This window comes from Streptomyces sp. Ag109_O5-10 (assembly GCF_900105755.1).
Taxonomy (GTDB): domain Bacteria; phylum Actinomycetota; class Actinomycetes; order Streptomycetales; family Streptomycetaceae; genus Streptomyces.
Genome location: NZ_FNTQ01000001.1, coordinates 7,492,728 through 7,511,058, shown reverse-complemented (window position 1 = coordinate 7,511,058; position 18,331 = coordinate 7,492,728). Strand labels below are relative to the sequence as shown.

At 72.4% G+C, this 18,331-nt stretch carries 17 protein-coding genes; 8 read left to right on the top strand and 9 right to left on the bottom strand.

Annotated features, from left to right (window positions below):
- Positions 1-54: 54 nt before the first annotated feature.
- From glpK to BLW82_RS34210, 4 genes are all read left to right on the top strand, one after another.
- Positions 55-1,593 carry a glycerol kinase GlpK gene (gene glpK / locus BLW82_RS34225; protein WP_093505058.1) on the top strand — a complete coding sequence of 513 codons (1,539 nt, stop codon included), beginning with the start codon at positions 55-57 and terminating at the stop codon, positions 1,591-1,593.
- A gap of 54 nt (positions 1,594-1,647) precedes the next feature.
- Positions 1,648-3,264, top strand: a complete 1,617-nt coding sequence (locus BLW82_RS34220; protein ID WP_093505056.1) for a glycerol-3-phosphate dehydrogenase/oxidase — start codon at positions 1,648-1,650, stop codon at positions 3,262-3,264.
- A 332-nt stretch (positions 3,265-3,596) separates the two neighbouring features.
- Positions 3,597-4,268 (top strand): FadR/GntR family transcriptional regulator, encoded by a 672-nt coding sequence (locus tag BLW82_RS34215; protein WP_093505054.1) that lies wholly within the window; start codon positions 3,597-3,599, stop codon positions 4,266-4,268.
- A 152-nt stretch (positions 4,269-4,420) separates the two neighbouring features.
- Positions 4,421-5,470 (top strand): PAC2 family protein, encoded by a 1,050-nt coding sequence (locus BLW82_RS34210; RefSeq protein WP_093505052.1) that lies wholly within the window; start codon positions 4,421-4,423, stop codon positions 5,468-5,470.
- A 191-nt stretch (positions 5,471-5,661) separates the two neighbouring features.
- On the opposite strand, the gene mshC is transcribed toward BLW82_RS34210, so the two are convergent.
- The 4 genes from mshC to BLW82_RS34190 form a co-directional block, all read right to left on the bottom strand.
- Complete coding sequence (gene mshC / locus BLW82_RS34205) at positions 5,662-6,891, bottom strand: cysteine--1-D-myo-inosityl 2-amino-2-deoxy-alpha-D-glucopyranoside ligase (RefSeq protein WP_093508425.1); 1,230 nt, start codon at positions 6,889-6,891, stop codon at positions 5,662-5,664.
- A 92-nt stretch (positions 6,892-6,983) separates the two neighbouring features.
- The gene (locus tag BLW82_RS34200) at positions 6,984-7,799 is read right to left on the bottom strand and encodes an SCO1664 family protein (protein WP_093505050.1); all 816 of its coding nucleotides are present in this window, start codon (positions 7,797-7,799) and stop codon (positions 6,984-6,986) included.
- Entirely contained in the window at positions 7,763-8,353 is a 591-nt protein-coding gene (locus BLW82_RS34195; protein WP_093505048.1) for a DUF3090 domain-containing protein, read from the bottom strand. Before BLW82_RS34195 ends, BLW82_RS34200 begins: the two co-directional genes overlap by 37 nt.
- A 100-nt stretch (positions 8,354-8,453) precedes the next feature.
- On the bottom strand, positions 8,454-9,140 hold the full coding sequence (locus BLW82_RS34190) for a histidine phosphatase family protein (protein WP_093505046.1): 687 nt from the start codon (positions 9,138-9,140) through the stop codon (positions 8,454-8,456).
- Between the two features lie 62 nt (positions 9,141-9,202).
- Here BLW82_RS34190 and corA point away from each other — a divergent pair, with 62 nt between their 5' ends.
- Positions 9,203-10,207 carry a magnesium/cobalt transporter CorA gene (corA, locus tag BLW82_RS34185; protein ID WP_177233163.1) on the top strand — a complete coding sequence of 335 codons (1,005 nt, stop codon included), beginning with the start codon at positions 9,203-9,205 and terminating at the stop codon, positions 10,205-10,207.
- 22 nt (positions 10,208-10,229) lie between these two features.
- Here the strand turns inward: corA and BLW82_RS34180 are convergent, their stop codons facing one another.
- Positions 10,230-11,018, bottom strand: coding sequence for a ferritin-like domain-containing protein (locus BLW82_RS34180; protein WP_093505044.1), 789 nt, complete (start codon positions 11,016-11,018; stop codon positions 10,230-10,232).
- Positions 11,019-11,247: 229 nt separating this feature from the next.
- Entirely contained in the window at positions 11,248-12,303 is a 1,056-nt protein-coding gene (locus tag BLW82_RS34175; protein ID WP_093505042.1) for an LLM class F420-dependent oxidoreductase, read from the bottom strand.
- A gap of 255 nt (positions 12,304-12,558) precedes the next feature.
- Here BLW82_RS34175 and BLW82_RS34170 point away from each other — a divergent pair, with 255 nt between their 5' ends.
- Entirely contained in the window at positions 12,559-13,542 is a 984-nt protein-coding gene (locus BLW82_RS34170) for an aldo/keto reductase (protein ID WP_093505040.1), read from the top strand.
- Positions 13,539-15,779, top strand: coding sequence for a helix-hairpin-helix domain-containing protein (locus tag BLW82_RS34165; protein ID WP_371131440.1), 2,241 nt, complete (start codon positions 13,539-13,541; stop codon positions 15,777-15,779). Before BLW82_RS34170 ends, BLW82_RS34165 begins: the two co-directional genes overlap by 4 nt.
- Positions 15,780-15,902: 123 nt before the next feature.
- Here the strand turns inward: BLW82_RS34165 and BLW82_RS34160 are convergent, their stop codons facing one another.
- Positions 15,903-16,604 carry a hypothetical protein gene (locus BLW82_RS34160; RefSeq protein WP_093505039.1) on the bottom strand — a complete coding sequence of 234 codons (702 nt, stop codon included), beginning with the start codon at positions 16,602-16,604 and terminating at the stop codon, positions 15,903-15,905.
- 47 nt (positions 16,605-16,651) lie between these two features.
- Between BLW82_RS34160 and BLW82_RS34155 the strand changes: the two genes are divergently transcribed.
- Positions 16,652-16,840: a DUF5703 family protein gene (locus BLW82_RS34155; protein ID WP_093505037.1), complete on the top strand. Its 189-nt coding sequence runs from the start codon at positions 16,652-16,654 to the stop codon at positions 16,838-16,840.
- Positions 16,841-16,925: 85 nt separating this feature from the next.
- Here the strand turns inward: BLW82_RS34155 and BLW82_RS46095 are convergent, their stop codons facing one another.
- Together BLW82_RS46095 and chpH are read right to left on the bottom strand one after the other, a co-directional pair.
- Positions 16,926-17,843 (bottom strand): chaplin, encoded by a 918-nt coding sequence (locus BLW82_RS46095; protein WP_093505035.1) that lies wholly within the window; start codon positions 17,841-17,843, stop codon positions 16,926-16,928.
- Positions 17,844-17,980: 137 nt separating this feature from the next.
- Entirely contained in the window at positions 17,981-18,214 is a 234-nt protein-coding gene (gene chpH / locus BLW82_RS34145) for a chaplin ChpH (protein ID WP_046732802.1), read from the bottom strand.
- Positions 18,215-18,331 lie beyond the last annotated feature (117 nt).

Below are 18,331 nucleotides of genomic sequence, written 5' to 3'. Positions count from 1 at the left end.
AGCACAGACGTAACAGACGTACCGCCACACACACGGACCTCTGAGGAGCACACAGTGACCGACGCCCACACCGCAGGCCCCTTCATCGCCGCGATCGACCAGGGCACCACCTCCAGCCGCTGCATCGTCTTCGACAAGGACGGCCGTATCGTCTCGGTCGACCAGAAGGAGCACGAGCAGATCTTCCCGAAGCCGGGCTGGGTCGAGCACAACGCCAACGAGATCTGGACCAACGTCCAGGAGGTCGTCGCCGGGGCCATCCAGAAGGCCGGCATCACCCGCGACGACATCAAGGCCATCGGCATCACCAACCAGCGCGAGACCACCGTGCTGTGGGACAAGAACACCGGTGAGCCCGTCCACAACGCCATCGTCTGGCAGGACACCCGCACCGACGCCCTCTGCCGCGAGCTCGGCCGCAACGTCGGCCAGGACCGCTTCCGCCGCGAGACCGGCCTGCCGCTGGCCTCCTACTTCGCCGGCCCCAAGGCCCGCTGGCTGCTCGACCACGTCGACGGCCTCAAGGAGCGCGCCGAGGCGGGCGACATCCTCTTCGGCACCATGGACACCTGGGTCATCTGGAACCTGACCGGCGGTGTCAACGGCGGCAAGCACGTCACCGACGTGACCAACGCCTCCCGCACCCTGCTCATGAACCTGCACACCATGCAGTGGGACGACAAGATCGCCGAGTCCATCGGGGTGCCGCTGCAGATCCTGCCCGAGATCCGCTCCTCCGCCGAGGTCTACGGCGAGGTCACCGGTGGCAAGCTCGGCGACCTGCTCGGCGGCATCCCGGTCGCCTCCGCGCTCGGCGACCAGCAGGCGGCCCTGTTCGGCCAGTGCTGCTTCTCCGAGGGCGAGGTCAAGTCGACCTACGGCACCGGCACCTTCATGGTGATGAACACCGGTGACAAGATCATCAACTCCTACGCGGGCCTGCTGACCACGGTCGGCTACAAGATCGGCGACCAGCCGACCCAGTACGCGCTGGAGGGCTCGATCGCCGTCACCGGCTCGCTGGTGCAGTGGATGCGCGACCAGATGGGCCTCATCTCCACCGCGGCCGAGATCGAGACGCTCGCGCTCTCGGTCGAGGACAACGGCGGCGCCTACTTCGTGCCGGCCTTCTCCGGCCTGTTCGCCCCGCACTGGCGCTCCGACGCCCGTGGTGTCATCGCCGGCCTGACCCGGTACGTCACCAAGGCGCACCTGGCCCGCGCCGTCCTGGAGGCCACCGCCTGGCAGACCCGCGAGATCGCGGACGCCATGGTGAAGGACTCCGGCGACGAGCTGGTGGCCCTCAAGGTCGACGGTGGCATGACCGCCAACAACCTGCTGATGCAGACCCTCGCCGACGTCCTCGACGCACCCGTGGTGCGCCCGATGGTCGCCGAGACCACCTGCCTCGGCGCCGCCTACGCCGCCGGCCTCGCCGTCGGCTTCTGGTCCAGCACCGACGAACTGCGCGCCAACTGGCGCCGGGCCGCCGAGTGGACCCCCCGCATGGACGCGGAGACCCGCGACCGTGAGTACAAGAACTGGCTCAAGGCCGTCGACCGGACCATGGGCTGGATCGACGACGAGAGCTGACGAGAGCGTGCACCGCTCTCACGATCGAGCTCTGACGAGGAGTAAGAACCCGACATGACCAGTCAGTCCACCCTGCAGTCCGTACCTGCCCTGGGGACGCACCCGGCCTCCGGCTCGCTTCCGAGCCGCGCCGAGACCAGGGAGCAGCTCTCCAAGGCGTCGTACGACCTTCTCGTGATCGGCGGCGGCATCCTGGGCATCTCCACCGCCTGGCACGCCGCGCAGTCCGGGCTCAGGGTGGCACTGGTCGACGCCGGCGACTTCGCCGGCGCCACCTCCTCCGCCTCCTCCAAGCTTCTCCACGGCGGTCTGCGCTACCTGCAGACCGGCGCGGTGAAGCTGGTGGCGGAGAACCACTTCGAGCGCCGTGCGGTCTCCCGCCAGGTGGCTCCCCACCTGGCGAACCCGCTCACGTTCTACCTCCCCGTGTACAAGGGCGGTCCGCACGGCGCTGCGAAGCTCGGGGCGGGCGTGTTCGCCTACTCCGCGCTCTCCGCGTTCGGTGACGGCGTCGGCCACCTGCTCTCCCCCGCAAGGGCCCAGCGGGACGTGCCGGAGCTGCGCACCGAGAACCTCAAGGCCGTCGCGGTCTACGGCGACGACCAGATGAACGACGCCCGCATGGCGCTGATGACGGTCCGCGCGGCCGTCGAGGCGGGCGCGGTCGTCCTGAACCACGCCCAGGTCACCGGGTTGCGCTTCACCCGGGGCCGGGTGACCGGCGCCGACCTGAAGGACGCGGTCTCCGGCGAGGAGTTCGGCGTCAACGCCCGCCTGGTGCTGAACGCGACCGGCCCCTGGGTCGACCATCTGCGCCGGATGGAGGACCCGAACGCGGCCCCGTCCATCCGCCTGTCCAAGGGCGCCCACCTGGTGCTGAAGCGCACCTCGCCGTGGAAGGCCGCGCTGGCCACCCCCATCGACAAGTACCGCATCACCTTCGCCCTCCCCTGGGAGGACATGCTGCTGCTCGGCACCACCGACGAGGAGTACGAGGGCGACCCGGCGGACGTCTCCGTCACCGAGAAGGACATAGCCCAGATCCTGGACGAGGCCGCGTTCTCCGTCCGGGACCAGCAGCTCAAGCGCGATCTGATCACCTACGCCTTCGCCGGTCTGCGGGTGCTGCCGGGCGGCCCCGGCGACACCGCGAAGGCCAAGCGGGAGACGGTGGTCACCGAGGGCCGGGGCGGCATGCTGTCCGTCGCGGGCGGCAAGTGGACCACCTTCCGGCACATCGGCCGCACCGTGATGGAGAAGCTGGAGGCGCTGCCGGGCCACCCGCTGGGCGACGACTTCGAGCCCATCGCCTCGCTGCCGAAGAAGCTGCCGCTGCCCGGCGTCGCCAACCCCCGTGCCGTCGCCCACCGCCTGCTGGTGGACAACCCGGCACCGGGCCCGCGGATGGCCGCCGACACGGCCAAGCATCTCGCCACCCACTACGGTTCGCTGGCCTTCGACATCGCGCGCCTGGCCAACGAGGACCCGCTGCTCGCCGAGCGCGTCCACCCGGACGCCCCGGAGATCTGGGCGCAGGTCGTCTGGGCCCGCGACCACGAGTGGGCCGAGACCGCGGACGACGTGCTGCGCCGCCGTACCACCCTGACCATCCGGGGCCTCGCCACGGACGACGTCCGGGCCAGGGTCCAGGACCTGCTCGACAAGAAGTGACCCCAGGGACAGGCGGCTGCCGGGTACTCCCCTGACCGTCCCGGCAACCGCTGAGGACCCGGCCCCGCCGTACCGGGGGCGGGCGACAGGAGGGGCGGCTCCCATCCCCTGGGGAGCCGCCCCTCTCGCATGCCCGCCGGACGCCGGCAGGGCGGCGCCCCGGCCCCCGGCACCTGCCCGCACGGCACGGCACCGCCCACGGAGAGCGGCGACAGGCCCTGCGGAGCCGCTCCGGGCCCGTCGAGCGGCGTGCGGAAGCGCGGCCGCGCAAGGCTGACCAGGCCGCATAATGGTGCCGAGACATCGGATGTCTTTGCGACAGGGAGGCCGGTATGGCAGTCACCGATGAGGCGATCGAGAAGATCAAGGACATGATCGTCTCCGGTGCGCTGCGCCCCGGAGAACGGTTGCCCAAGGAGAGCGAGCTCGCCGCCGAACTGGGCCTGTCCCGCAACTCGTTGCGGGAGGCCGTACGGGCCCTGTCGCTGATCCGGATCCTGGACGTCCGGCAGGGCGACGGCACGTATGTCACGAGCCTGGACCCGCAGTTGCTTCTCGAGGCGATGAGCTTCGTGGTCGACTTCCACCGCGACGACACGGTCCTGGAGTTCCTCGCGGTGCGCCGGATCCTGGAGCCGGCCGCGACGGCAATGGCCGCCTCCCGGATCAGCGAGCAGCAACTGGGTGCGCTGGACGCTCAGTTGGACGCGCTCGGCGCCGAGCCCTCGGTGGAGGAACTGGTCGCCTGCGACCTGGAGTTCCACCGGGGCATCGTGCAGAGTTCGGGAAACTCGGTGCTGTGCTCGCTCCTTGACGGGCTGTCGGGCCCGACCACCAGGGCGCGGATCTGGCGCGGTCTGACCCAGGAGGACGCGGTCGCCCGGACCCTGCGGGAGCACCGGGCGATCCTGGCCGCGCTGCGCGACCGGGACGCGGAGGCGGCCCGGTCCTGGGCCACCGTGCACATCGCGAGCGTGGAGCAGTGGCTGCGCAGCAGCCTGTGAAGCGCTTGCCGGCTTCCCGGAACCGGTGGTGTTCGAGGACGGCGAACGGGGCAGTGATCCGTTCACTCCCCCGTGCAAGGGGGCTGCGGGCGCCCCCGCCTCACGCCGTAAGGTTGGGGCGTACGCGAGGGCACGTCGGAAGGAGGCACTGGGTGATCGAGCTGGAGGGGGTTCCCGAGCTGATCGACCCAGTCATGGTGGCCGCGTTCGAAGGCTGGAACGATGCCGGCGACGCCGCCTCCACCGCGGTCGCGCACCTGGAGCGGGAGTGGAAGGGCGAGGTGTTCGCGGCGCTCGACGCCGAGGACTACTACGACTTCCAGGTGAACCGCCCCACGGTGTGGATGGACGCGGGCGTGCGCAAGATCACCTGGCCGACGACACGGCTGTCGGTGGTCCGGGTCGGCGGCGACAAGCCGCGGGACCTGGTGCTGGTCAGAGGCATCGAGCCGTCCATGCGCTGGCGCTCGTTCTGCAACGAACTGCTGGGCTTCGCCCACGAGCTGGGCGTCGAGCTGGTGGTCGTCCTCGGCGCGCTGCTCGGCGACACCCCGCACACGCGTCCGGTACCGGTCAGCGGGGTCACCTCGGACTCGGACCTGGCGCAGCGGATGGACCTGGAGGAGACCAAGTACGAGGGCCCCACGGGCATCGTCGGCGTTCTCCAGGAGGCGTGCACGCATGCCGGTGTGCCGGCGGTCTCGCTCTGGGCGGCCGTCCCGCACTACGTCTCCCAGCCGCCCAACCCGAAGGCCACGCTGGCGCTGCTGAACCGCCTGGAGGACCTGCTCGACCTGCGGATCCCGCTGGGCGAGCTGCCCGAGGACGCCCGCGCCTGGCAGGTCGGGGTGGACCAGCTGGCCGCGGAGGACAGCGAGGTCGCCGAGTACGTGCAGACGCTGGAGGAGGCCCGGGACACCGCCGAGCTGCCGGAGGCCTCCGGCGAGGCGATCGCCCGTGAGTTCGAACGCTACCTGCGGCGCCGGGACGTGAACCCGCCCGGCGGTCACGCCACCGCGGACGGCAGCGACAGCGCGTCGTACCTGCGGGACAACCCGGGGAACCCGGGTGGCAAGGCGCGGCCGCCGCGGCCGCCGAAGCCCGACACGCCGGGGAACGCCGAGAACTCCGGGACTTCCGGGGAGGACGGGGACACCGGCGGGGACTCCGGACCGGACGGCGAGGACACCTCCGAGGACTGAGCCACGAGGACTGAGCCACGAGAACGGGGACAGGGGCGGTACGCGTCACGCGTACCGCCCCTGTTCGTCGGGTGCCGACCGCAGAGTGCCCGCCGGGCGGCCGGAGGGGCCGGGCCCGCAGTTCCTCCCCCGGCCTGCGGCCGGGGGAGCCCCAGCGCCCCTGAAAGACGGGGCGCCGGTGGCGGCGCCGCCTAGAGGGCCACGCCCAGCAGGGCGTCCACCGCTCGGGACACGACGCCCGGCGCACCCGTGTCCGTGCCGCCCTGCTCCTGCTGGAGGGCCGCCCAGCGGTCCACCGCGGCCAGGGCGGCCGGGGCGTCCAGGTCGTTGCTCAGGGCCTCCCGGATCTCCTCCACGACGGACTCCGCGGGCGGGCCGTCCGGGCGGGAGACCGCCGCGCGCCAGCGGTCCAGGCGGGCCACCGCGTCGGCCAGTACCCGGTCGGTCCACTCCCAGTCGGACCGGTAGTGGTGGGAGAGCAGGGCGAGGCGGATGGCGGCCGGGTCGACGCCGTCCCTGCGGAGCTGGGAGACGAAGACCAGGTTGCCCTTGGACTTGGACATCTTCTCGCCGTCGAGCGCGACCATGCCGGCGTGGACGTACGCCTTGGCCATCGGGAACTCGCCGGTGAGCACCTGGGCGTGCGAGGCGCCCATCTCGTGGTGCGGGAAGGCGAGGTCGGAGCCGCCGCCCTGGACGTCGAAGGTCATGCCGAGGTGGTCGAGGGCGATCGCCACGCACTCGATGTGCCAGCCGGGGCGGCCGCGGCCCAGGGAGCCGCCGTCCCAGCTGGGTTCGCCCTCGCGGGCGGTCATCCACAGCATCGGGTCGAGCGGGTTCTTCTTGCCGGGACGGTCGGGGTCGCCGCCGCGCTCGGCGGAGAGCAGACGCATGGCGGCCGCGTCGAGGTTCGAGACCTTGCCGAAGTTCGGGTCGGACTCGACGGAGAAGTAGATGTCGCCCTCGAGTTCGTAGGCGGCGCCGAGGTCGCGGAGCCGCTCGACCAGCGGCACGATGCCGGGTATGGCCTCTACCGCGCCTATGTAGTGCTGCGGCGGCAGCATCCTGAGGGCGGTCATGTCCTCGCGGAAGAGGGCCGTCTCCTGCTCGGCGAGGGCGACCCAGTCGACGCCGTCGCGCTCCGCGCGCTCCAGGAGCGGGTCGTCGACGTCCGTGACGTTCTGGACGTAGTGCACCTGCCGCTTGGTGTCGAGCCACACGCGCTGAACGAGGTCGAACGCGTTGTAGGTCGCCGCGTGCCCCATGTGGGTCGCGTCGTACGGCGTGATGCCGCAGACGTAGAGGCGGGCGACGGGACCGGGGTCGAGGGTGACCGGACCGCCGGTCGCGGTGTCGTGGATCCTCAGGTCGCGGCCCTGACCAGGCAGGGCGGGGACCTCGGAAGCGGGCCAGGCATGCATGTACATGAGCGTAACCGGACCCGAGTTCGGTATACGAACCGGACGGCCGGGAAGGCAGTCTTGATCTCTGGGCCGGAATGTGCTGGTGGGGGCTATACGGGCGGCCAGGGGATGGCCGGCCACTCGCCGCTGGGTTCCGGATGCCTGCCGGCGGTGAGCAACGTCTCCACACGCGCGCGCGTCGCGTCGAGTTCCGCCGCGGTGATCAGTTCGGCCAGCCGGGTCCCCAGCGGCCCGCCAAGGGCCTCGCGCAGGCCCTTGAGGACCTCGACGGCCTCGCCGGTCAGGTCCTCACCCGCCCACCCCCACAGCAGGGTGCGCAGCTTGTTGTCGACGTTGAAGGTGACGCCGTGGTCGATGCCGTAGAGCCGGCCGTCGGCGGTGGGCAGCAGATGGCCACCCTTGCGGTCGGCGTTGTTGATGACCGCGTCGAGGACGGCGAGCCGGCGCAGCCGTTCGTCGTCCGCGTGCACCAGCAGCGCCGTCTTGCCGTCGCCGACCTCGGCGAGCCCGATCGCCTTCCAGCCGGGCTCGGGCTCCTCCGCGTCCACCAGGCCGAGCAGTTCGGCACCCTCGGGGTCGACGTCGATCCACAGCTGGACCATGCCCTCGCCGTACGGGCCGTCGCGCAGCACGGTGGGCGGGACCAGGTCCCAGCCGGTGGCCGCGGCGACCTCGTAGGCGGCCACCTCGCGCTGGGCGAGGGTGCCGTCGGGGAAGTCCCACAGCGGGCGCTCCCCCGCGACCGGCTTGTAGACGCAGGACACCTCGCGGCCGTCGAGCGCGACCGTGCAGAACAGTGCCGCGTTGGAGGCGTCGCGGATGCGGCCGCGTACCGTCAGCTCACCGCGGGCGAGCAGCTCGGCGGCGGTCACGCTCCGCGGCGGTATCCGTTCTGGCGCGGACATACGTGTCCTTCCGGGTCGAGCGGGAGGCTGCACAGCGGGCACGGCGGCCGCCCGGCGTTGACGACGTCCAGGGCGCGCTTGGCGAAGGCCCTGGCCTGCGCGCCGGTCAGCCGGACCCGCAGCATCGGGGGCCCGTTCTCCTCGTCCTGCAGGAGCCGCTCCTCGGCCTCGGCGAGGTCCTCCTCGGAGTCGGCCTCCAGCTCCACGAGGGCCTGCGCCTCGACGATCATGCGCTCTTCCTCGCCGTCCCAGGCGAGCGCCATGGTGCCGACGCGGAACTCCTCCTCCACGGGGGTGTCGAGGGGGGCGCTGTCGCTGATCTCGGTGGGCGCGACGGCGGGCACGGCCGCGTTGCCGCCGCTGCGGCGCACGACCTCGTCGAGGAGTTCGTCCATGCGTTCGGCGAGGGCGGCGACCTGGGTCTTCTCCAGGGCCACGCTGGTCGTCCGGGGGCCGGCCGTGGCCTGGAGGAAGAACGTACGGCGTCCGGGCATTCCGACCGTGCCCGCGACGAAGCGGTCCGGCGGATCGTAGAGGAACACCTGACGGGACACGTCCTGTCTCCATGAGTCGAGAGTGCGTGGGCTTCGGGCGGGCGACCACGCGGCCGGGGAGCCGCCTACGTGGATCGCTTCACCCTACTGCGGCTGACGATCACGGCGCGCCGGCGCCGCCACCGACCGCGGCGTCTTCCCCCGGGGGTTCCTCGCGGGGGGCAAGGGAGGCGAAATCCCCGGTGTCCCCGAGACGAACGAGAAACGGCCTGAGACGGGTGTAACGGATCGCGGTGATGGAACACGGTTCCACAGAGATCCGCTGGAAGAGGTCGAGATGCAGACCGAGCGCGTCCGCGACGAGGGACTTGATGATGTCACCGTGCGAGCACATGAGAAAGACGGCGTCCGGGCCGTGGTCGCGCTCCACGCGCGCGTTCCACTCGCGGACCGCCTCGACGGCGCGGGTCTGCATGGCGCGCATGGACTCGCCACCGGGGAAGGCGGCCGCCGACGGATGGGCCTGGACGACCTCCATCAGCGGCTCGTCCTTGAGTTCGGCGAGCTTGCGGCCGGACCAGTCGCCGTAATGGGCCTCCCCGATCCGCTCGTCGGTGTGGGCGGTGAGCCCGGGGCGGGCGTCGAGCAGCGGGCGGACCGTCTCCTGGCAGCGCTGCAGCGGGCTGGTGACGAGCTCGGAGATGGGCAGCCCGGCGAGCCGGCCGGGCAGCGCGGCGGCCTGGGCGGCCCCGCGCTCGTCGAGGGCGACGCCCGGCGACCACCCGGCGAGTACGCCCGAGGTGTTGGCGGTGGACCGTCCGTGCCTTACGAGGATCAGCGTGGGCATGCGGCCCAGGGTAGGCGCACCCCGAAGTGCGCAGGCGGGCGGGCGACGAGAGAATACGCTCCGTGATCGTCGACTGCGCCATCTACCGGGACGGGGAGCGGACGGAGACACCGCAGGACTTCTCCGATGCGCTCGCGGAGGCACGCGCGCGTGGCGACAGCTTTCTGTGGATCGGTCTGTACGAGCCGACGGAGCGCGAGTTCGACCTGGTCACCGACGAGTTCGGGCTGCATCCGCTGGCCGTGGAGGACGCCCTGAGCGCGCACCAGCGGCCGAAGCTCGAGGTGTACGACGACTCGCTGTTCGTCGTCCTGAAGCCGGTGACGTACGAGCCGAAGAGCGACACGGTGACCTCCGGCGAGCTGATGATCTTCATCGGGGACTCCTTCGTGGTCACCGTGCGCCACGGGACGCCGTCGCCGCTCGGCGACATCCGGCGGCACCTGGAGGAGCAGCACGAGATGCTGAAGCACGGGCCGACAGGGGTGCTGTACTCGATCTCCGACGCGATCGTGGACCACTACCTGGAGGTCGCGACCGAGTTGCAGACCGACCTGGAGGAGCTGGAGGCCGAGGTGTTCTCGCCGACCGGCGGCGGCTCCCGGCACACCGCGTCGCGGATCTACACCTTCAAGCGGCAGATCCTGGAGTTCCGCCGGGCGACCGTGCCGCTGGCGCTGCCCATGACCAAGCTGGCGGGGGTGGGCCAGTACGGCAGCGGCGTGACGGTGCCCTTCGTGCCCGCGGAGGCCCGGCCGTTCTTCCGGGACGTCAACGACCACCTGACGCGGGTGAACGAGAGCGTGGAGGGCCTGGACCGGCTGGTGTCGGACGTCCTCAGCTCCCATCTCGCGCAGATGAGCGTGCGGCAGAACGACGACATGCGGAAGATCTCCGCGTGGGCGGCCATGGCCGCGGTACCGACGCTGATCGCGGGAATCTACGGCATGAACTTCGATCACATGCCCGAGTTGCACTGGTTCTGGGGGTACCCGGCGGTGATCATGCTCATGGTCGTGCTGGAGCTGTCGCTGTACCGGCTGTTCAAGCGCCGCGGGTGGATGTGAGGGAGGCGCGCGGCCCGCGGGCTCAGGCGAACTCGGGGGCGGGCGTCGCGGGGCCGCCCAGGGCGTTCCTGTGCTCCGGCATCCGCAGGGAGACCATGCGGCGCCAGCCGGCGGCGCGTTCGTAGGCGTAGACGGCGTGGATTCCGGACGCCAGGAGCGCGGACCTGGCCCTGGGCCAGCCGAGGATGCGGCCCATGTGGGTCATGACGGCGAGGCTGACGTTCCGGTGGACGCGGATCTCGGCGAGGGCGCACGCGCGGAGCGTGCGCTGGATGGTGCGGCCGTGCCCGGCGGCGGCGAACCGGAGCAGCTCCTCGTGGCAGTAGGCGAGGTGGTTGTCCTCGTCGGCGGAGATCATGCGCACCGCGCGGCCCACGTCCGGGTGGTCGGCGAAGTACCGGCGCAGCAGCTTCATCTGCTCGGAGGCGCGCTGCTCGGTGACCCGGCTGTGGGCCAGGTAGGCGACGACGTCCGGCACCGTGAGCGGCCGGTCGGCGCGGAGCCGGTCGTGGGCGAGCCCGATGCCGTGCCGCTCCAGGATCATCGTGTAGTCGGTGTCGGCCGGCACCGGGACCGGCGCCAGCCCGCGCTTCCTGAGCAGGGCGTGGAAGATGCGCCCGTGCTTGTCCTCGTCGGCGCCGTGGCGGGCGATCTTGGGGGCGAGGGCGCGTTCGCTCCGCGGTACCAGCGCGGCGATCCGCGCGTTCTCCCAGCCGCCCTGGGACTCCCCGCTGGCCGCGATGGAGCAGAAGAGCCGGAAGGACTCGTCGTTGTCGAGGATCTCCTGGAACAGACTCCTGGCCGAAAGCATCGTGGGCACCTCTCCGGAGGACTCACCAGACCCGCAAAGAACGAGTCAAATGCCGCGCCGGAGTGGCTGCAACAGGTGTGCGGGCGAACTCGGCCGAAAGGAGGAGCGGCGGGGTCACCCCGGGGCGTAACCGCGCGGGCGCGGGCGCGTTGTTCTCCGTGACGGCCGTGGCGGGGAAGACCCCCCGAGCCCCCACCACGGCCGTGGACTTCTCTCGCCTCTCAGGTGTTCACGCGAGGCCGGCGCGCTCCAGGGCCTCGGCGCCGGCCCGCAGCGAGGCGAGCCGCTCCTCCAGCGCGAAGCCGGCGGGCGCGAGGGAGAGGGTGGTGACCCCGGCGGCCGCGTAGGCCTTCATCCGGTCGGCGATCCGGTCCACGGAGCCGAGCAGCGTGGTCTGGTCGATCAGCTCCTGCGGTACGGCGGCCGCGGCCCCGTCCCTGTCCCCGGACAGGTACTTGTCCTGGATCTCGGCGGCCTCCCGCTCGTAGCCCATGCGCTGGGCGAGCTGGTTGTAGAAGTTCTGCTTGCGGCTGCCCATGCCGCCGACGTAGAGCGCCGTGTAGGGCCGGAAGGTGTCGGCGAGCGAGGCCACGTCCTTGTCGTCGCCGACGGCGAGCGGCAGCGTCGGGCAGATGTCGAATCCGTCGAGGGTCCGGCCGGCCTTCTCCCGGCCCGCGCGCAGGTGCTTCACGGCCGTCTCCTCCAGGTGCTCGGCGGAGGGGAAGATCAGCAGCGCGCCGTCGGCGATCTCGCCGGTCTGCTCCAGGTTCTTCGGGCCGATGGCGGCGATGTAGACCGGGATGCGCTCGCGTTCCGGATGCACGGTCAGCTTGATCGGCTTGCCGGGGCCGCCCGGCAGCGGCAGCGTCCAGTGCTCGCCCTCGTACGACAGCCGTTCCCGGGTCATCGCCTTCCGCACGATCTCCACGTACTCGCGGGTGCGGGAGAGCGGCTTGTCGAACTTGACGCCGTACCAGCCCTCGGAGACTTGCGGTCCGGAGACGCCGAGGCCGAGCCGGAAGCGGCCGCCGGAGAGGGAGTCGAGGGTGGCGGCGGTCATCGCGGTCATGGCGGGCTGCCGGGCCGGGATCTGGAAGATGGCCGAGCCGACGTCGATGCGCTCGGTCTGGGCGGCGACCCAGCTGAGCACGGTGGCGGCGTCGGAGCCGTAGGCCTCGGCGGCCCAGCACACGGCGTACCCGAGCCGCTCGGCCTCCTGCGCCACGGCCAGATTGTCCCCGTCCATCCCGGCGCCCCAGTAGCCGAGGTTGATCCCGAGCTGCATGGCCGTTCCCCTTACCGATCAGTAACGTCGCTGTTGCGAGAGACCTTAGCGTGGGGATTTCCGTGTGGGGGATCGCTCGTGGTCCGGCTGCGGGTCGTGGGGGCTGGTCGGGCCCACGCGGCGGAGCCGCACATCGGTACTGTCCCGCGCCCCTTGGCCGGGCGAGTCCCGTCCCTTCGAACTCCCCCCCGTCTGGGGAAATCGGTTATCCACAGGCAACCCAACGCACCAGCTCTGGCCAGTAATCTCGCGGGCATGGAGCAGAGGCATCTCGGCCGTACCGGCCTGCGTGTGTCCAGAATCGGACTCGGCACCCTCACCTGGGGCCGGGACGTCGACGAGCACGACGCCGCGGACATGCTGAAGGCGTTCTGGGAGGCCGGCGGGACCCTCGTCGACACCGCGGACGTGTACGGCGACGGCGAGGCCGAGTACCTGCTCGGGCAGCTCATAGAAGGGCTGGTGCCGCGCCGGGACCTGGTCATCTCGACCAAGGCGGGCAGCGTCCCCGACCCCGACCGGCGTTTCGACGGCTCGCGCGGCCACCTGCTCGCCGCGCTGGACGCCTCCCTGGCCCGCCTCGGCACCGACCACGTCGACGTCTGGCACGTGCACGCCTACGACCCGGACACCCCGCTGGAGGAGACGCTCCAGGCCCTCGACCTGGCGGTGAGCAGCGGTCGCGCGCGGTACGCCGGGGTCTCCAACTTCTGCGGCTGGCAGCTGGCGAAGGCGGCGACCTGGCAGCTCGCGGCGCCGGGCACCCGCACCCGGCTGGCCAGCACCCAGCTGGAGTACTCGCTGCTCCAGCGGGGCGTCGAGCGCGAGGTGCTGCCCGCCGCCCTCGACCTGGGCATCGGCCTGCTGCCGTCCTCCCCGCTGGGCCGGGGCGTGCTGACCGCGAAGTACCGGCACTCCACTCCCCCGGACTCGCGCGGCGCCTCCGAGCATCTGGCGCCGTTCGTCGAGCCCTACCTCGACGACACCGCGACCCGGATCGTGGACGCGGTGCAGACGGCGGCGGACGGGCTCGCGGTCACCCCGCTCCAGGTGGCGCTCGCGTGGGTGCGGGACCGGCCGGGCGTGGCCGCGCCGATCGTCGGCGCGCGCAACGCGCAGCAGCTCGCGGGTGCGTTGTCAGTGGAGGCGCTTACGCTTCCTGACGAGATCTGCCGGGCCCTCGACGACGTGTCGGCGCCCGTGCACCGCTATCCCGATCACGACTGGAGCACGCTGTGAGCACGGAGCCGGGGCTGGGCGCCAAGCCCGAGGCCGACGAGGGCACGACGGCCGGGGGGACGACGGAGACCGGCCACCTCACCGACAGAGCGAGCGGCGCCGGCGACGGGGCCGCGGGCGACGTGCGGGCCGCCGGGGCGGCGGAGAGCGGCGACACGGCGGACGGCGAGGCCGACGGGGCGGACGGGGCGGACGGCGACGAGAGTGCCGGGGCGGTCTCCGGAGCGGCGGACAGCGACGCGGCAAGCGGCGAAGGCTCGGGCGAGCAGTCCGCGGCCGCGGCCGAGCTGGCGGCTCAGCGGATCGAGCGGGAGCGCATCGAGCGGCGGAAGGCCGAGAAGGCGGCGCCGATCGAGAGCGGGGCCAAGCTCAGCGGCAAGGCGGCCGACCTGCTCGCGGCGGTCCGGGCCGTGGAGGGCGGCGGGAAGCCGGCGACGACCGTGTTCGCCGCCCCGGAGCCGTCCCCGCGCCCGGCGGCCCCCGCTCCGGAGCCGGTGCGGCGGCCCCAGCCGGCGCCGGCCGCCGCCGGGCCCGGCACGGAGACGATCGGGGCGGTACGCCGGGTCCTGGCCGACGGCGGTGCGCCCGAGTCGCTCGCGCCCCAGGTCGCCGCCGCTCTTGGCGAGGGCGCGGAGACGCTGCTGCGGGAGGACCCCTGGCAGCTGCTCCGGGTCACCGGGGTGCGGCCGGACCAGGCGGACGGGTTCGCGCGGGCGCTGCTGGGCGCGGAGTGCGGTCCGGACGACGAGCGGCGCGGCCGCGCGGTGACCGGCTGGCTGCTGGAGCAGGCGGCCGTGGCCGGGCACACCGCGCTGGAGATGCCGGCGCTCACCGCCGCGCTGGCCCGGGGCGCGGTGCCCGACCCGGAGGCGGCCGTGCAGGACGCGCTCGCGGAGGGCGAGGCGCTGGTCTTCCGGGACTTGCTGGATCCGGGCGCCCCGGAGCCCGAGGACGACGAGGAGGAGCGGCCGGTCCGGGTCCTGGTCGCCCTGGAGCGGTACGCGCTGGCCGAGGAGAGCCTCGCCGACGGGCTGGCCCGGCTGGTCAGCTCCGTGACCAAGGACACCTCGGACCCGTGGGAGGCGGCCGCGGCGGCGGCCTCCGGGGGCGCGGCGGAGCTGGCGCGGGCGGTCGCCGGGCACGGCCTGGTGCTGCACACCGGCGGCGAGGCGGCCCGCGCCGAGCCCGCGGCCCTGCTCGGCGCCGCCCGTGCGGCCGGACTGCGCGCCTTCGCGGCCACCCACACCCCTGACGGCGGCCGGCGCCTGGCGGGCGGCGAGGGAGCCGTGGGCACCGTCGCCGACCTGCTCTCCGGCGCCGCGGGACCCGGCCGGGACACGGACGGCGCCCTGGCCCTGGACCTGCTGATCGTGCTGGACGCGCCCCAGCTGGACGTGGAGGGTGCGGCGATGCTCGTGGAGGCGCTGCCCGACGGCGCCCGGCTGGTGCTGAGCGGGGATCCGGCGGCGTTGTGGTCCGCGGGCCCCGGGCGGGTCTTCGCCGACCTGCTGGCGGCCCGGGTGTGCCCGCAGGTCGCCTCCCGTACGCCCGACCCCGGACCGCTCGGCGAGCTGGTCTCCGGGATCGGCGTGGGCGAGCTCACCCAGGTCGAGGCGCCCGGCAAGGAGGTCGTGATCGTGCCGGTGCGGGACGCGGGCGAGGCGGTGCACCGAACGGTGCAGCTGGTCGCCGACTCCGTGCCGCGCGCGATCGGCGTCCCCGCCGGGCAGACCGTGGTGATCACCCCGGGTCACGGCGGAGCGGCCGGCACCCGTGCCCTCAACGCCGCGCTCAAGGAACGGCTCAATCCGGGCCCCGGCCGCTTCGGCGGCTTCGACCCCGGTGACCGGATCGTCCACTCCCCCGCGCCGGGCCGTACGGTGCCGGGCGAGGTGGTGACGGCCGACACCGACGGGCTGCACCTGTCGTGCGCGGGCGCGCCCGTGGTCGTACCGAAGGAACGGGTGGAGCAGTCCGTCCGCCACGGCTGGGCCCTGACCGCCCACCAGGCCGCGGGCAGCCGCTGGGCGGCGGCGGTCGTGGTGCTGCCGGGGGACGCGGTCCAGTCCCTCAGCCGTCCTTGGGTGTACACGGCGTTCAGCCGGGCGGAGCGCCATCTGTCGGTGGTCCACGGCGTGGAGCAGGCGCTGCCGAAGGCGGTGGCCGAGATTCTGCCGAAGCCGCGGACGACCCGACTTCCGCTGCTGCTGAAGACACAGGTTCCGGCGGCGGACTGACCGGTTCCGCCACCGCTCTCCGCCACCGGTTCCGCTTCCGCGGCGACGGCGACCGGCCGCGACGGGGTCGGGCTGCGGTGTCCGTCCGGCCTCGGCCGCCGGGTGGCACCGCCGCCCGGCGGATCAGCGCTCCGCGTCCAGCGGCTCCAGATCCTCGTCCTCGTCCAGGTCGAGCTCGTCCAGTTCGTCGGTCTCCGCCGTGTCGTCGCCGTCCTCGTCGTCGAAGACGGCGCTGACGTCGAAGCGGCACACCACCCGCTGCGGGTCGACGCCCTCGAAGGGCACCTCCAGCCACTCGCCGGGCTCGGCCGGCTCGTCCGCCGCGGTCACCCAGAGCGTGGAGTCGCCCTCCTCCAGACCGAACTCCTTGTGCCGGGAGGCGATCTCGTCCGGCTCGAACTCGCCGAACAGGACGCCCAGCGCCCCGTGGATCGTGCCCGCCGCGTCCCCGTCCGCGCCGGGGCCGTCGTCGTACTCCGCCGCCTCGACCCGCTGGGCCTGTGCCAGCAGCCGCTGTGGTTCCGCCACCGCGTAGTCGCGGCGGATCAGCACGCTGATCGCGTTCGGCTCCTCGGGGCCCGCGTACGGCGGCAGCGCGTCGTCCGTACCGGGGATCTCGAAGGGTGTGACCTCGTCGTAGCGGTCGTACAGGAGCTCGTCGTAGACCTCGGCGGCCGCGGCCAGCTGGTTGAACGCCTCGTAGACAGCCGGGTCGTCCTCCCCCGACCTGCGTTCGACCGCGGCCAGATGGCGGTCGAGCGCGGTCTTGACCGCCTCGGCGGCGGCGCGTACCTCGGCAGCGGTGGGCTGCGCAGCATCAGACATAGTGCAGACGCTATCCGTACCGGGCACCAGCCCGCACAATAGATGCGATGCCGGAATACGAATTTGTCGACGTGTACGTTCCTCGCGGGGTGTCCCGCAACGAGGCGACACGTCTGCTGACGGACCATGCCGAGTACGGACACTGGGAGTTGGACCGACTGAGCCTCATGCGCGACGGCAGCCGCAGGGTGCGGTTGCGCCGGCGGATCATCCGCCAGGTGCGTGCCACATGGTGAGACTGGCCGACTGACGGAAAGGGCCCCGCGTCGACGGGGCCCGCTCCGCTCCACGCACCGCAGCCGGTGCGTCACCGTGCGTGAGCTACGCCGCGGCGCGCGCCCTGCGGTAGAGCACCGCGCCCGCGAGCAGCGCACCCGCGCCCGCCGGGAGCGCGAGCCCCAGCGGCACGTCACTGCCCGTGTGCGCGAGTTGCGCCGCGGTGACCGGCCGGCTCACCGAGGCGCCGCCCAGCGGTTGGACGTGGCTGGAGCCGTGGGAACCGGTGGGGACGGTGTGGTTCCCGGAGTGAGCGGGGGGCGTACCCGGGTGCTGGCCCGGAGTCCCCGGCTGGCCCGGGGTCCCGGGGTGTCCCGGCTGACCCGGAGTTCCGGGGGTTCCCGGCTTCCCGGGCGGGTTGCTCCCGTCTCCCCCGTGCCCGGGGGGCGTGCCGTGGCCGGGCGGCTGCGTGGGGTGACCACCGCCCGGATGTCCTGGATTTCCGGGGTGGCCGGGGTGGCCGGGGTGCCCAGTGTGTCCGGAACCCCTCTCGTTGGCGCACTCGTTGCCCAGCGCGGCGTTGCCGACGCCGATGATGTTGACGCTGTTGCCGCAGACGTTGACCGGGACGTCGATCGGCGCCTGCACGGTGTTGCCCGAACCGACGCCGGGCGAGCCCGAGGTGTGTCCTCCGGCGTGCGAGCCCCCGTGGCCGGCGTGGCCGCCGTGATCGCCGTACCCTCCGGAGTCGCCGTAGCTCGTCGAAGCGCCTCCACGGCCGCCGGGGTTGGCGCACTTGTTCCCCATCGACGGGTTGAGGACGCCGACGACGTTCACGGTGTTGCCGCAGACGTTCACCGGCACGTGTACCGGCGCCTGCACCGTGTTGCCGGAGAGCACACCGGGTGAGTCGGTGGCGGAGCCGACCGCTCCCGAGTCGGCGTGGGCGTAACCGCCCGCCGCGGCGATCACACCGGTCGCCGCGGCCACTGTCATAAGGCCCTTGCGGGTACCCTGTCGCATTTTATGAATTCCCCCCTGCCTTGGATCCTGACCTAGCATTCACCGCAGGGAAAACCCTGCGGAAAAACCGGTCGGCCCCGGAGCGCATGGCGCGCGCTCCGGGGCCGACGGAAAGACGCCCCCTCAGGGAGTCGGCGTCACTTGTTGATGCAGGTGTTGCCGAAGGCGGGGTTCAGCAGCCCGATCACGGAGATCGTGTTGCCGCAGACGTTCACCGGGACGTGCACGGGAACCTGGATCACGTTGCCGGAGATGACACCCGGGGAACCCACGGCAGCGCCCTGGGCACCCGAGTCGGCGACGGCCAGGCCCGCACCCGCGAGAACCAGACCACCAGTGGCAGCCGCAGCAGCGACGACCTTCTTGAGCATTATTCCTCCTTGTTGGCAATGCGATTCCAAGTAGCGGATCGCATTAGATGTAACGAGGAGGGAGTAATGGGGCTACGAGCTTATCGTCGCATTCACTCTTCTCAGTCGACTTCGCAC

Bases quoted from the DNA above. Each gene is read 5' to 3' on its own strand.
- BLW82_RS34220 (WP_093505056.1), top strand. From the start codon at position 1,648: ATGACCAGTCAGTCCACCCTGCAGTCCGTACCTGCCCTGGGGACGCAC.
- BLW82_RS34215 (WP_093505054.1), top strand. From the start codon at position 3,597: ATGGCAGTCACCGATGAGGCGATCGAGAAGATCAAGGACATGATCGTC.
- mshC (WP_093508425.1), bottom strand. From the start codon at position 6,891: ATGCATGCCTGGCCCGCTTCCGAGGTCCCCGCCCTGCCTGGTCAGGGC.
- BLW82_RS34200 (WP_093505050.1), bottom strand. From the start codon at position 7,799: ATGTCCGCGCCAGAACGGATACCGCCGCGGAGCGTGACCGCCGCCGAG.
- BLW82_RS34190 (WP_093505046.1), bottom strand. From the start codon at position 9,140: ATGCCCACGCTGATCCTCGTAAGGCACGGACGGTCCACCGCCAACACC.
- BLW82_RS34180 (WP_093505044.1), bottom strand. From the start codon at position 11,018: ATGCTTTCGGCCAGGAGTCTGTTCCAGGAGATCCTCGACAACGACGAG.
- BLW82_RS34175 (WP_093505042.1), bottom strand. From the start codon at position 12,303: ATGCAGCTCGGGATCAACCTCGGCTACTGGGGCGCCGGGATGGACGGG.
- BLW82_RS34170 (WP_093505040.1), top strand. From the start codon at position 12,559: ATGGAGCAGAGGCATCTCGGCCGTACCGGCCTGCGTGTGTCCAGAATC.
- BLW82_RS34160 (WP_093505039.1), bottom strand. From the start codon at position 16,604: ATGTCTGATGCTGCGCAGCCCACCGCTGCCGAGGTACGCGCCGCCGCC.
- BLW82_RS34155 (WP_093505037.1), top strand. From the start codon at position 16,652: ATGCCGGAATACGAATTTGTCGACGTGTACGTTCCTCGCGGGGTGTCC.
- BLW82_RS46095 (WP_093505035.1), bottom strand. From the start codon at position 17,843: ATGCGACAGGGTACCCGCAAGGGCCTTATGACAGTGGCCGCGGCGACC.
- chpH (WP_046732802.1), bottom strand. From the start codon at position 18,214: ATGCTCAAGAAGGTCGTCGCTGCTGCGGCTGCCACTGGTGGTCTGGTT.